General features: G+C 68.0%; 11 protein-coding genes. 9 read left to right on the forward strand and 2 right to left on the reverse strand.

Annotated elements, in window-relative coordinates; genetic code table 11:
• Positions 1-22 precede the first annotated feature (22 nt).
• From ACZK33_RS07130 to ubiM, 3 genes are all read left to right on the forward strand, one after another.
• Positions 23-568, forward strand: coding sequence for a DUF4019 domain-containing protein (locus tag ACZK33_RS07130; protein WP_180854203.1), 546 nt, complete (start codon positions 23-25; stop codon positions 566-568).
• 11 nt (positions 569-579) lie between these two features.
• A complete protein-coding gene (locus ACZK33_RS07135; RefSeq protein WP_201118509.1) occupies positions 580-969 on the forward strand; it encodes an MAPEG family protein in 390 nt (129 codons plus the stop codon).
• Between the two features lie 80 nt (positions 970-1,049).
• A complete protein-coding gene (ubiM, locus tag ACZK33_RS07140; RefSeq protein WP_121503863.1) occupies positions 1,050-2,228 on the forward strand; it encodes a 5-demethoxyubiquinol-8 5-hydroxylase UbiM in 1,179 nt (392 codons plus the stop codon).
• Positions 2,229-2,253: 25 nt separating this feature from the next.
• Here ubiM and ACZK33_RS07145 read toward each other — a convergent pair whose 3' ends face one another.
• Positions 2,254-2,475 carry an RNA-binding S4 domain-containing protein gene (locus tag ACZK33_RS07145; RefSeq protein WP_010486399.1) on the reverse strand — a complete coding sequence of 74 codons (222 nt, stop codon included), beginning with the start codon at positions 2,473-2,475 and terminating at the stop codon, positions 2,254-2,256.
• A 265-nt stretch (positions 2,476-2,740) separates the two neighbouring features.
• On the opposite strand from ACZK33_RS07145, the gene ACZK33_RS07150 reads away from it, so the two are divergent.
• The 6 genes from ACZK33_RS07150 to ACZK33_RS07175 all read left to right on the forward strand — a co-directional run bounded on the left by ACZK33_RS07150 (position 2,741) and on the right by ACZK33_RS07175 (position 12,362).
• Positions 2,741-4,687, forward strand: coding sequence for a DEAD/DEAH box helicase (locus tag ACZK33_RS07150; protein WP_032128355.1), 1,947 nt, complete (start codon positions 2,741-2,743; stop codon positions 4,685-4,687).
• Positions 4,688-4,914: 227 nt separating this feature from the next.
• The gene (locus ACZK33_RS07155; protein WP_134951488.1) at positions 4,915-7,338 is read left to right on the forward strand and encodes a putative bifunctional diguanylate cyclase/phosphodiesterase; all 2,424 of its coding nucleotides are present in this window, start codon (positions 4,915-4,917) and stop codon (positions 7,336-7,338) included.
• A 109-nt stretch (positions 7,339-7,447) separates the two neighbouring features.
• Positions 7,448-9,112 carry a sensor domain-containing diguanylate cyclase gene (locus tag ACZK33_RS07160; RefSeq protein WP_423174418.1) on the forward strand — a complete coding sequence of 555 codons (1,665 nt, stop codon included), beginning with the start codon at positions 7,448-7,450 and terminating at the stop codon, positions 9,110-9,112.
• Between the two features lie 34 nt (positions 9,113-9,146).
• The gene (locus tag ACZK33_RS07165) at positions 9,147-9,869 is read left to right on the forward strand and encodes a pseudouridine synthase (protein ID WP_049424580.1); all 723 of its coding nucleotides are present in this window, start codon (positions 9,147-9,149) and stop codon (positions 9,867-9,869) included.
• A gap of 144 nt (positions 9,870-10,013) precedes the next feature.
• Positions 10,014-11,084 (forward strand): sensor domain-containing diguanylate cyclase, encoded by a 1,071-nt coding sequence (locus ACZK33_RS07170; RefSeq protein ID WP_125893804.1) that lies wholly within the window; start codon positions 10,014-10,016, stop codon positions 11,082-11,084.
• 117 nt (positions 11,085-11,201) lie between these two features.
• Positions 11,202-12,362 carry an AAA family ATPase gene (locus tag ACZK33_RS07175; protein ID WP_180844844.1) on the forward strand — a complete coding sequence of 387 codons (1,161 nt, stop codon included), beginning with the start codon at positions 11,202-11,204 and terminating at the stop codon, positions 12,360-12,362.
• Positions 12,363-12,392: 30 nt separating this feature from the next.
• Here ACZK33_RS07175 and ACZK33_RS07180 read toward each other — a convergent pair whose 3' ends face one another.
• Positions 12,393-13,340: a DMT family transporter gene (locus ACZK33_RS07180; protein WP_049461762.1), complete on the reverse strand. Its 948-nt coding sequence runs from the start codon at positions 13,338-13,340 to the stop codon at positions 12,393-12,395.
• Between the last annotated feature and the right edge of the window lie 15 nt (positions 13,341-13,355).

The following is a 13,355-nucleotide window of genomic DNA, read 5'->3' on the forward strand; positions in this document are numbered from 1 at the left end:
TTCCTGAGAACCGGCGGTGTCCATGAAGCGCGTGCTCCTGCTGCTGTCCCTGCTGCCCCTGACTGTATTGGCGCAGGCACCTGCGCCGGCCACGCCCGCCCCGGCGCCTGCGCGTCCGGCCCCGTCATCGCCGGCGGCTGCGAAACCGGCCACGGCCGGCGCTCCGGCGTTGACTGCCGCGCAGCAGGCGCAGGTGCAGAAGCAGGATGCGGAAATGGGCGCGGCCGCAGTGAAGGCGGCGCAGCTGGTCGATGCCAACCGCGCAGGCGAGTTGTGGGATGGCGCTTCGGCCGTCGCGCGCCGTGCAGTACCGAAGGCTGCCTTCGTCAGCCAGTTGACTGCCGAGCGCACACGCCTGGGCGCGCTGGCCGGGCGTGGCCAGCCGACCATCACCCGGGTCAAGTACAGCGCCGGTGCCGCGGTGCCGGAGGGGCTGTACATCAACGTCAGCTTCCCGACCCGTTTCGCCAACAGCGCGCAGCCGGTACGCGAGCTCGTCTCGTTCCGTTTCGACGAGGACCAGGTGTGGCGCCTGGCCGGTTACAGCCTGCGTGCGTCGGCACCCTGAGGAGATGATCGATGGCAACTGAACTGACGATGCTGGCCTGGTCGGTGCTGCTGGGCTTTGTCTACATCTTCGCTACCTCCACCGTGGTCACCCGCGAGCGCGGGATGAAGTGGAATGCCTCGGCGCGTGATGGCGAAGCCAGGCCACTCAGCCCGCTGGCCGGGCGCCTGCAGCGTGCGCAGGCCAACTTTCTGGAGACGTTCCCGTTCTTCGCTGCCGCCGCCATCGCAGTGGTCGTGGCCGGGCGCGGCAACGACACCACGGCGCTGGCGGCGCAGGCCTACCTCTGGGCGCGCGTGGTCTACCTGCCGCTGTATGCCGCGGGCGTGCCCTACGTGCGCAGCCTGGTCTGGGCAGTGTCGCTGCTGTCGATCCTGGCGCTGGTGTTCGCGTTGTTGTGATCCCGGCCTGATCCAGATCAAGGCCGGTCAGGTGCGCGGCGCTATGCTGGCGCGGACTGAATCAACGGCAGGAGGCGCGCATGCGCAGGATGGACGTGGTGGTGGTCGGCGCCGGACCGGCGGGGCTGTGTTTCGCGCGTGCGCTGGCCGGTAGCGGCCTGCAGGTCGGGCTGGTCGAAGTTCAACCGCGCCAGGCCCTTGCCGAGGCCGCCTTCGATGGCCGTGAGATCGCGCTGACCCATGCCTCGCGGCAGAGCATGGAGCAGCTGGGGCTGTGGCAGCGCCTGCCGCAGGCCGAAGTCGCTGAACTGCGCGATGCCAAGGTGATGAACGGCGGCTCGCCGTTCGCGCTGACCTTCGCCAGCAGCCAGGTGGACGGTCAGCCGCTGGGTTGGCTGGTGCCCAACCATCTGATCCGCCGCGCTGCATGGGATGCCGTGCAGGGGCAGGACGGCCTGGAGCTGTTCGACGGGCGCAAGGTGCTGGGCGTGCAGGCCGATGCGCAGGGCCACGTGGTCAAACTCGATGACGGCAGCCAACTTCATGCGCGCCTGCTGGTCGCCGCTGACAGCCGCTTCTCCGCAACCCGCCGCATGCTCGGCATCGGCGCGCAGATGCGCGACTTCGGCAAGTCGATGCTGGTGTGCCGCATGCAGGTTGAGCGTGATCATCACCACACTGCCTGGGAGTGGTTCGGCTACGGCCGCACGATGGCGCTGCTGCCGCTTAACGAAGGCCAGGCATCAGCAGTGATCACGCTGCCACCGCGGCAGATTGAAGAACTGCTGGCGATGGACGAGGTGGCCTTCGGTGAGGCCATCGGTGCCTGCTTCGAACACCGTCTTGGCCGCATGCAGCCAGTGGCCACGCCGCAGGCGTATCCGCTGGTGGGGGTGTACGCGCATCGCTTCGTCGGCGAGCGTTCGGCGCTGATCGGCGATGCCGCGGTGGGCATGCATCCGGTCACCGCGCATGGCTTCAACCTGGGCCTGGCCAGCGCACAGCGGCTGGCGCAGGGCATCGTCGCGCAGCAGCGCCGTGGTGCCGACATTGCCGCTGCCGGCATGCTGGCCAGCTACCAGCGGGGTCACCGGCTGGCGTCGCGGCCGCTGTACGAGGCCACCAATGCCATCGCCAGCCTGTATACCGACGATCGCCGCCCGGCGCGGCTGCTGCGCGCGGCGGGCCTGCGTCTGGCACAGGGCGTGGCACCGTTCAGGCAGCTGATCGCCTCGCACCTGACCCAGCGCGTGGCCTGAACCGGTTCAGATCAGCCCGTTCAGATCAGCCGGCGGCCAGCACGCGGATCTGGCTGTCGGCGAATTCAACCACCTGGCCTGCGCGGATCTTGCAGGCCTTGCGCAGTTCGACCTCGCCGTCGACCCGCACCTGGCCGTCACCGATGACCATCTTGGCCTCGCCGCCGCTGGTGACCAGGTCGGCCAGCTTGAGCAGCTGCTTGAGTTCGACGTAGTCACCGTCGAGGTCGAATTCGAGAATCTGCATGGAGCGGGGTTCCTGGGGAAGGGCGCAGCAGCGGCCGGGCCGGTGAAGAGGGCGCGTATTGTGCGCCAGCTTGGGGCATGACGGTACGCGCACGGCAAGCTGTACGCCTTGTTCAGGATCAATGCGGTATGATTCCGCTCTGAGCGAGTGAAATCTCCTCCAACCGAGCAGCGCCAGGGCACGCGATAAGAAGGGCGCCCAAAGCGCGGACCATCACCTTTTTTATCGCACTGCCAGGAAGACGGCAGTGTCTTCGGAGTTCCCCATGTCCCAAGATTCCCAAGCGCCGCTGCAGTTCGCGCAGCTCGGCCTGTCCGAGCCCGTGATGCAGGCGGTCACCGCCATCGGCTACGAAACCCCGTCGCCGATCCAGGCCGCCACCATCCCGGCGATGCTGGAAGGCCGCGACGTGCTGGGCCAGGCCCAGACCGGCACCGGCAAGACCGCAGCGTTCGCGCTGCCGGTACTGTCCAACATCGACCTGCAGCAGATCAAGCCGCAGGCCCTGATCCTGGCACCGACCCGCGAACTGGCCATCCAGGTTGCCGAGGCGTTCCAGTCCTATTCGTCGAAGATCCCGGGCTTCCGCGTGCTGCCGGTGTACGGCGGCCAGCCGTACGGCCAGCAGCTGTCGGCCCTGCGCCGCGGCGTGCACATCGTGGTCGGTACCCCCGGCCGCGTGATCGACCACCTGGACCGCAGCACCCTGGACCTGTCCGAGCTGAAGACGCTGGTGCTGGACGAAGCCGATGAAATGCTGCGCATGGGCTTCATCGACGACGTCGAAGCCGTGCTGAAGAAGCTGCCGGAGCAGCGCCAGGTGGCCCTGTTCTCGGCCACCATGCCGCCGCAGATCCGCCGCATCGCGCAGACCTACCTGCAGGACCCGGTGGAAGTGACCATCGCGGCCAAGACCACCACCTCGGCCAACATCCGCCAGCGTTACTGGTGGGTGAGCGGCATGCACAAGCTGGACGCGCTGACCCGCATCCTGGAAGTCGAGCCGTTCGACGCGATGATCATCTTCGCGCGCACCAAGGCCGGCACCGAAGAACTGGCCAGCAAGCTGCAGGCCCGTGGCCTGGCCGCTGCCGCCATCAACGGTGACATGCAGCAGGCCCAGCGTGAGCGCACCATCGCCATGCTGAAGGAAGGCAAGCTGGACATCCTGGTCGCCACCGACGTGGCTGCCCGCGGCCTGGACGTGGAGCGCATCAGCCACGTGCTGAACTACGACATCCCGTACGACACCGAAAGCTACGTGCACCGCATCGGCCGTACCGGTCGTGCCGGCCGCAGCGGCGAGGCGATCCTGTTCGCCACCCCGCGCGAGAAGGGCATGCTGCGCCAGATCGAGCGCGCTACCCGCCAGCCGATCGAAGAAATGCAGCTGCCGAGCGTGGAAGCGGTCAACGACACCCGCATCAACAAGTTCACCTCGCGCATCAGCGAAACCCTCGGCGCCGGTGGCCTGGACTTCTACCGCCAGCTGCTGGAGCGTTTCGAGAACGAGCAGAACGTGCCGGCCATCGAAGTGGCTGCCGCGCTGGCCAAGATGCTGCAGGGTGACACCCCGTTCCTGCTGCAGCCGCCGGTACGTGCCCCGCGTGAAGAGCGCGCACCGCGCGAACGCTTCGACCGTGGTGACCGCCCGGAACGTGGCGATCGCTTCGACCGCAACGAGCGTGGTCCGCGCTTCGAGCGTGGCCCGCGCCGCGACGACGCCGAAGGTGGCTTCGAGCAGCGTCCGCGCCGTGAGGTTCCGCCGCGTGGTGCGCCGGAGCAGGGCATGGAGACCTACCGCATTTCGGTCGGCCACCAGCACGGCGTGAAGCCGGCCAACATCGTTGGCGCCATTGCCAACGAAGCTGGCCTGGAAAGCCGCTTCATCGGCCGCATCGACATCCACGACGACTTCTCGCTGCTGGACCTGCCGGCACAGATGCCGCCGGACGTGCTGTCGCACCTGCAGAAGGTGTGGGTGTCCGGCCAGCAGCTGCAGATGCGTGCGCTGGCTCCGGGTGAAGACACCAACCCGGCCCCGCGTCCGTTCAAGCCGCGCTTCGACAAGCGTGGTCCGGGCGGCCCGGGTGGCCCGCGTCGCGGTGGCCCGGGCGGTCCGGGTGGCCACGGTGGCGACCGCGGCGGTGACCGCGACAGCCGCCCGCCGCGTCGTGACGGCTTCAAGCCGCGCGGCCCGCGCAGCTTCTAAGCCGCACCAGCGGTCCTGAACAACGCCAGCCTCCGGGTTGGCGTTGTCCGTTATGGGCCTGGAAAAGGGGACGGAGGGGATTAAGTCGTTTATGCCCGGCAGTGCGCTTATGCCGAAAACGACTTAATCCCCTCCGTCCCCTTTTCGCATGGCAAACACATTGCCGGTCATAGGCTGGGCCGGTTCCAAGGGAGGTTGTCACCGCAGCACATTCGGGGGGATCCGGGATGGGTAGAAGTGGCACGGACCAGCAGAGCCGGCGGGTGCCGATGACCCGTGGCCTGGGATTGCGCTTTGCGTTGTTGACGGGCATGGCGATCGGGTTGGTCGCGCTGTCCGCGTTGATCCAGGAACTGCAGGCGGCCTCGACGGCCTGGATTGCCGGCCAGGGCTACTGGTCGCGGGGGCAGCAGGATGCGACCGCTGCGCTGAGCCGCTACCTGGCGCGTGGCGATGCGCAGGACCTGGATGACGCGCGCCAGGCCCTGCGGATTCCGTTGGGGGATCTGCAGGCCCGGCTGGCGCTGGAACAGGCGGTACCGGATGAGGAGAAGGCCCGGCAGGGTTTCCTGCAGGGCGGCAACGCGCGCGCCGATATTCCACGCCTGGTGTTCTCGTTCCGCTACGCCCGTGACCTGGGAGCATTCCGCGAAGCCACTGCACTGTGGCGGCAGACCGATGGTGATCTGGAGGCTGTGCAGGCCCTGGTCGCCGAGCTGCAACGGAGGCATGCGGCAGGTGAACTGCCCGTGGCCGACCGCAATCGCTACCTGCAGCAGCTGCGGGATCTCGACCGCCGCCTGCAGGTGCAGGCCCAGGCGTTCTCGCAGGCGCTGCTGAGGATGGCCACCATGGTCCGGATCGCCACGCTGATGGTTGGTGGCCTGTCGGTGCTGGTGATCAGCCTGATGGCAGTGGCGCTGGCGCGTCGTGTCGGCAAGGACCTGACCGAGCACGAGAGCCGCTTCCGCGCGGCGTTCTATCAGGCCAATGTCGGCATGCTGAAGCTCGACACCGATGGCCGCGTGGTCGAGGCCAACCAGGCGATGGCGGATATCCTCGACTACCGGCGTGATGTGCTGCTGCAGATGCTGCTGGGTGACCTGCTGATGGAGGGGGAACTGGTCCTCGATGGTGTCGGCCGCATCGACTGGGACCGGCAGCTGCGGCCGAGCGAGCTGCGTTTCCGGCGGCGCGATGGCAGCCTCGTCTGGGGACGCTGGAGCGGTACCGCGGTTCGCAGCTCGGGCGGAGGATTGTCGGTGTTCGCGATCATCGAGGATGTCAGCCAGAACCATGCACTGGCGCGCGAGATCGAGCATCACGCCAGCCACGATCCGCTGACCGGCCTGATCAACCGCCGCGAGATCGAACGCCTGCTGGAACGCGCGCTGCTGCAGGTCCGGACCGACGGTGGTACGCATGCGCTGTGCTACATCAACCTGGACCACTTCAAGCTGGTCAACGACAGCTTCGGTCATGCCGCCGGCGACCAGATGCTGCGCGGTTTCGCCGACTATCTGGTGGCGGCGGTGCGTGATGGCGATTGGGTCGGCCGCCTGGGGGCCGATGAGTTCGCGGTGTTTCTCGCCCACGCCGGCCAGGATGAAGCCAAGCGGGTACTGCAGCGGGTGATCCGCAACCTGGGCCAGGCCACGTTCCCGATCAGCGAGGGCAGCCCGCAGTTGAGCTGCAGCATCGGCGTGGTCGAGGTCAGTGCCGACGCCCCCGATGTGAACTGGCTGATGAGCGCTGCCGACAGCGCCTGCTATGCCGCCAAGCAGGCCGGTCGCAACCGCGTGCACTGCTTCAACGAGAACCGCATGGCGCTGGAGGAGCGGCGGCAGGAGGCCGAGCGCCTGCAGGGTGTCAGCCTGGCCATGGCGGAGAATCGCATGCTGCTGTACGCGCAGCGCATCGCCCGCGTGGGCGATCCGTCCTACCTGCACTACGAAGTGCTGGTGCGCATGCGCGGTACCGATGGAAGCCTGCACCTGCCCGGTCAGTTCATGCCGGCGGTGGAGCGCTATGGCATGGCGGTGGCGCTGGACCGGCACGTGCTCGGGCTGCTGTTCCGCCACCTGCAGGTCTGCCCGGCACACGTGCGCCAGCTGGGCCTGTGCAACGTCAACGTGTCGGCGCAGTCGATCGCCGAGCCGGGATTCCTCGCCTTCGTCTGCGACCTGCTCGAGCGCAACCGCGCGCTGGCTTCGAAACTGTGTTTCGAGATCACCGAGACCGCGGCGATCAGCAACCTCAGCCAGGCACGCGCTTTCATCGATGCGGTCAAGGCGCGTGGCTGCCGGATGGCACTGGATGACTTCGGCTCCGGCCTGTCCTCGTTCGGCTATCTGCGCCAGCTGCCTGCGGACATCCTGAAGATCGACGGCACCTTCGTGCGTGACATGGACACCGACCCGGTCAGCCACGCCACGGTGCGGGCGATCAGCGAGCTCGGGCGGGAACTGCAGATGGAGGTGGTGGCCGAATGGGTGGAAACTGCCGAGGTGGCTGGCGCACTGACCCGGCTCGGCGTGCAGGGCCTGCAGGGCTACGCGATCGAGCGGCCGCAGCCGCTGGAACGGATGACCCTGAGTGACCTGAGGCCGGTCCGCCTGGTGGCGGTGAAGGGGCCTCCGGCCGCTGGCTGAACGGCGCACGGCGACTTTGGTCTACACATGCGCGGCGTGCCCGGCTGCGATAATGCGCGCCAGGGGCGACGCGCAGTGGGCGCGGACGTAAGCAGGAACAGGATGTGGCGTGGGCGTCAGGCAGTGGCGGTACGAAACAGGGGCGCTGCTGGTCGTCCTGCTGATGGGAGTGTTGCTTCCCGGTCTGGTGCACGCGCGCCTGGCCGAGGCCGGCCGGGATTTCCTGCTGGTTGGCGCACCGACGGACGAACCGACACCCCATCGTGGCTGTACGCCCGCGATGCTGGCCGGGCCGCGCGAGCAGGTAGAGGTACCGGCGCCGCCCGGGGGCTGGTCGGGGCAACCCCAGGCGCTGGATGTGTTCAACGTGTTCGCTGGCGAAGTCCGCGTACAGCATGGTGACCGCGAGATCTGCGGCAACATGCACGATGCGCGCACCCGTGATTCGCGCTTCCGCGCCGGCATCGGCCTGGTGGCGGTGCCAGCGGCAGGCAGCCATGAGCCGTTCCTGGTGTCGTGGCAGGCGCCGCTGAAAGCGCGCTGGGTGCCAACCTTGCGGCTGGGGGCGCCCAGTCCGGTCCAGCAGAACGATACCGCCCGCCTGCTGGTGCGCGCGGCCTGCATCGCGGTGGCGATCGCGCTGGCGCTGTCGGCATTGATGGCCTACCTGACCACCCGTGACCGCAGCTTCCTGGTCTACATCGGCGCGACGATCGTGGTGGTGGTGTGGCAGGCGGTTCTTGGCGGCTTGAGCGGCTATCCCGAACCGTGGCTGCCGGTGGGCGAGCGCGGCGCATGGTGGCTGCTGGCGCTGACCGCCGCGACCCAGGCGCTGGTACTGCCCGCTCTGTGGCGCCTCAACGGCGGGGACCGCTTGCTGCCGCGCTCGCGGCCGGCACAGCAGGCTGTGCTGTGGGGCCTGATGGGACTGGCCGCGCTGGTGCCGTGGCTGCGCTGGGACACCCTGGCGCTGGTCGCACAGAGCCTGCAGCTGACCTTCATCCTCGGTTGCCTGTTGTCACTGGCTGCTGGCATGCGTGCCTGGTTGCGCGGTGACTGCTGGGCGTTGGCGGGCCTGGCGGCGCTGGTGCCACTGCTGGTGATGATCGCCGCCGATGCCAGCAGTGCGGGGTGGCTGCTGGAGTACCGGGTGGAAGCACTGCAGCTGTCGGTGACCTGGCTGCTGATGATGGCCGCCTATGCCATGAACCAGCGGCTGGGCCGGCTGCGCCAGCAGCGCGATGAACTGCGCCAGCTGGCCGAAACCGACGGCCTGACCGGACTGCCCAACCGCCGCGCCGGCCTGCAGCAGCTGGCCCGTCACCTGGCACAGGTTGACCGTGAGCGCGGCCCGCTGGTGATCGGCTTCCTCGATATCGACCTGTTCAAGGACATCAATGACCGCCACGGCCATGCCGTAGGTGATCAGGTACTGGTGGCGGTGGCACGCGCACTGCGCGCTGCGGTGCGCAGCCAGGACGAAGTGGTGCGGATGGGCGGCGAGGAATTCCTGCTGCTGATGCCGGGCATGCCGCGCGAGGCGGCGTCGGCGCGCCTGGACCGCCTGCGCCAGCGCATCACCGAAGCCGGCCAGGCCCTGCAGGTGCCGGGCCTGGAAGTGACCGCCAGCATCGGACTGGCGCAGTGGCGGCCGGGTGAGGATGACCTGGCCGGGCTGCTGCGGCGGGCCGACCATGCCATGTACGTGGCCAAGCGGGCGGGTCGCAACCGGGTGTTCGACGGCGAAGAGCTCGATCCGCCGGCCCCGGCATGAAGCGCAGCGGGCGGCGATGCCGGATAATGGACCGATGACCACCCGACTCAACAAACATATCGCCGACACCGGCTTCTGCTCCCGCCGCGAGGCCGATCGCCTGATCGCCGCCCGCCGCGTCACCGTCAACGGCCACGCGGCCGGCACCGGTGCGGTGGTGGGCGAGGAAGACCAGGTGCTGGTCGACGGCCAGCCGCTGCGCGCGCGCGTGGCACGCAAGCCCGGCGCCCGCCGCCACGTCTACATCGCGCTGAACAAGCCGGTGGGCGTCACCTGCACCACCGAAACCTCGGTCAAGGGCAACATCGTCGACTTCGTCGGCCACGAACAGCGCATCTTCCCGATCGGGCGCCTGGACAAGGAGTCCGAAGGCCTGATCCTGATGACCAGCAACGGCGACATCGTCAACCAGATCCTGCGTGCCGAGAACGGCCACCAGAAGGAGTACCTGGTGGCGGTGAACAAGCCGGTCACCGACGAGTTCCTGCGTGGCATGGCGCGCGGCGTGCGCATTCACGACCAGATGACGTTGCCGTGCAAGACCTCGCGCATCGCCAAGTTCGGTTTCCGCATCACCCTGCAGCAGGGACTGAACCGGCAGATCCGGCTGATGGCCGCTGAGTTCGGCTACCGCGTGACCCAGCTGCGCCGCGTGCGCATCGACAACATCAAGATCGGTGCGCTGAAGCCGGGCCAGTGGCGCAACCTGACCGAGCAGGAGCTGCAGGGCCTGCTGCCGAAGCAGCTGGACTGGTAACGCGCGGTAGCGCCGGCCGCTGGCCGGCTGCACCAGGCATCGAATGAGCGCGGGATGCCGGCCAGCGGCCGGCACTCCCCGTTGTGCGGATTGCGCACCGGCATCAGCTAGACTCCGCAGTGACCTGCCGGAACGTGACGCTGCATGATCAAGCCCGACAAGCCTGCCAACGAAGCCCTGCGGCTCGAGGCGCTGTACCGCTACCGGATCCTGGATTCGCAGCGTGAGAAATCCTTCGACGACCTGGTCGCGATCGCCAAGGCGGTCTGCGGTACCTCGATGGCGGCGGTGACCCTGATCGACGTCGAACGGCAGTGGTTCAAGTCGATCCAGGGCATCGACGCGGCGGAAAACCTGCGCAGCGAATCGATGTGTGGCCACGCCATCCTGCAGCCGCAGGAAATCATGGTGGTCGAGGACGCGTTGCAGGACATCCGCTTCCACGACAACCCGGTAGTGACCGGCGACCCGCACATCCGCTTCTACGCCGGTGCGCCATTGATCAGTTCCGATGGACTGCCTCTGGGCACGCTGTGCGTGTTCGATGCACATCCGCAGCACCTGCCCAGCGACAAGGCCGAGGCACTGGCCGCGCTGTCACGGCAGGTGATGCTGGTGATGGAGCTGCGCCGTTTCGCGCTCGACATCCAGAAGCACATGCTGGAGCGCGATGACTACGAGCGCCTGTTGGCGGAGTACCAGGACGTGCTGCTGGCGCAGAATGCCGACCTGGCCGAGCAGAGCCGCACCGATGCGCTGACCGGCCTGCCCAACCGCCGCGCAATGGCGGCGGCACTGGAAGAGGCGGTGGTGGAGATCGATGGGCAACCGGGCGTCGCCTGCGTTGCGTTGCTCGACATCGATCATTTCAAGCACATCAATGATTTCCAGGGCCACGCTACAGGCGACCGGGTGCTGGCCGAGCTGGGCGTGCTGCTGCGCTCGCACTTCGCCGGCCGCGGCATGGCGGCGCGCTACGGCGGCGAGGAGTTCGTGGCGGTAATGCCGGGCACCGACCTGCACACGGCCGAACTGCAATGCGAATTCCTGCGCCTGGCCGTGGCGGATCTTCCGCTGGGTTTCCCGGTCACGATCAGCATCGGCGTTGCCCAGCACCAGCCAGGTGAAAGCGTGGATGACATGCTGGCGCGCGCCGACAAGGCGCTGTACCGGGCCAAGGGCAATGGTCGCAACCGGGTGGAACGGGCGGGCTGAAGCCCCAGGTAGATCCACGCCACGCGTGGATGAAAAACCACTCGAACACCGTGCGCGTCGCATTCCCTGCGATCCACGTGCTGCACCATGCCGTCCCTGTTCCCACGGACGCCGACCATGCTGCAGACCCTGGCCATCGCCCACTATCGCTCGCTGCACGGGCTGGTACTGCCGCTGCAGCAGTTGAATGTGGTGACCGGCGACAATGGCAGTGGCAAATCCAGCCTGTACCGCGCGCTGCGCCTGCTGGCGGAGACCGCGCAGGGCGGCGTCGCGGCGGTTCTGGCCCGCGAAGGTGGGCTCGGTTCGGCGCTGTGGGCGGGGCCGGAAAAAATGGACCGTCGGGTTGCTGCCGGTGAAATCCCCTTGCAGGGCGGCCCACGGCAGGAATCGGTGGGATTGAAGCTGGGCTTCACCACCGACGAGTTCGGCTATGCCATCGACCTGGGCTACCCACCGCCCAGCCGTTCGGCTTTCGCACTGGACCCGCAGATCAAGGCCGAGGCGATCTGGGCCGGGCCGTTCCTGCGCAGCGCCAACCTGCTGGTCGACCGACGTGGGGCAATGGTGCGGCAACGCCATGCGCGCGGTTGGGATCTGGTCGATGACCGGTTGTCGCTGTTCGACAGTCTGTTCACCCAGGTTGGCGATCCGCAGCGCATGCCGGAAACCATCGCCCTGCGCGAGTACATCCGTCGCTGGCGCTTCTACGACCACTTCCGCAGCGACGCCGATGCCCCGGCACGGCAACCGGCGATGGCCACGCGCACGCCGGTGTTGCATCACGACGGTCGCGATCTGGCGGCGGCCTGGGTGACCATCCTCGAGATCGGTGATCCGGGCGCACTGGCGCGCAGCGTGGACGATGCGTTCCCGGGCGCCACGGTGGGGTTCGAAGAACTGGACGGTCGACTCGCCCTGCGCTTCCACCAGCCGGGGCTGCTGCGGCCGTTGTCGATGGCCGAGCTGTCCGACGGCACGCTGCGCTTCCTGCTGCTGGCCGCGGCACTGCACACGCCGCGCCCGCCGCCGCTGCTGGTGCTCAACGAACCGGAGACCAGCCTGCATCCTGACCTGCTTCCGGCGCTGGCGCGGCTGATCATCGCGGCCAGTGCGCGCAGCCAGGTGTGGGTGGTCTCACACGCCAGCCGACTGATCGCAGCACTGGAGCAGGCGCCCGGCTGTCATTCGCTGCACCTGCACAAGGAACAGGGGCGCACGCTGTTGAGCGGGCAGGGCCTGCTGGATGCACCGGCATGGCACTGGCCGCAGCGTTGACAAGGCGATTCGCACCCTGCGCGGAGGCACTCAATCGGCGATGTTGCGTGCTTCCGACGTACCGAGAATCTCCGGGTGCTGCACCGGCTTGCGGCGGTTCAACAACGGATGCAGGAACACCGCGCCGACGATGATCGCCACGCCCAGGTAGAACCACGGCGTGACCTCGTGCTGCTCGCGCAGCAGCACCACCGCCAGCACCACCGCGTAGACCGGTTCCAGGTTGGTCACCAGCTGCACCGTGTAGGCGCTCAGGTGGCGTAGCGCGACCAGGGCCAGGGCGAACGGCAGCAGCGTGCAGAACCCGGCCAGTACCAGTAGCAGGATGCCGTCGTGCAGGTCCGGAACCACCCATAGTGGGCTGGCCAGCGCCGGCAGCAGGTAGGGCATCAGCGGTGCCAGCAGGGTCAGGGTGAGGGTGCCGGCGCCCAGCTCCAGTGCCGTGACCGTAAGCGGATCGGCGTGGCTGACCATGCGCTTGTTGAGCGAGCCGAACACCGCCACCAGCAGCGCCGAGATCGCGCCGATCAGTACACCCAGGCGCATGCCATCGGGCACGCCACCGACCACCAGTGCAACACCCGGCAGCACGGCCAGGCCGAAGGCGAGTTCACGCAGCTGGAACGGTCGCTTGGCTACCCACGGTTCGATGATCGAGGTGAATACCGGCGCCAGCGCGATGCAGGTGGCGGCCACCGAGGCGTTGGCCAGCTTCACCGCGCCGTAGAACGTCAGCCAGTGCAGGGCGACCAGCGCGCCGATGCCGGCGTAGCCCGCCACCAGGCGCAGTGGCAGGGTGCGCAATCCGCGCCAGACCCGCGGCAGCAGCGCCAACATTGCCGTTACCAGCAGCATGCGCCACCACACCAGCGGCAGCGCCGGCAGGGTGATCAACTTGCCGAGGATGGCGGTGACGCCCCACAGCAGGACACAGAAGTGGATCTGCCACAGCGCTTTGCGGGTGTCGGGTGTGCTCATCCGCCTATTGTGAGG

Source organism: Stenotrophomonas sp. 86156_Sma (genome assembly GCF_056481625.1).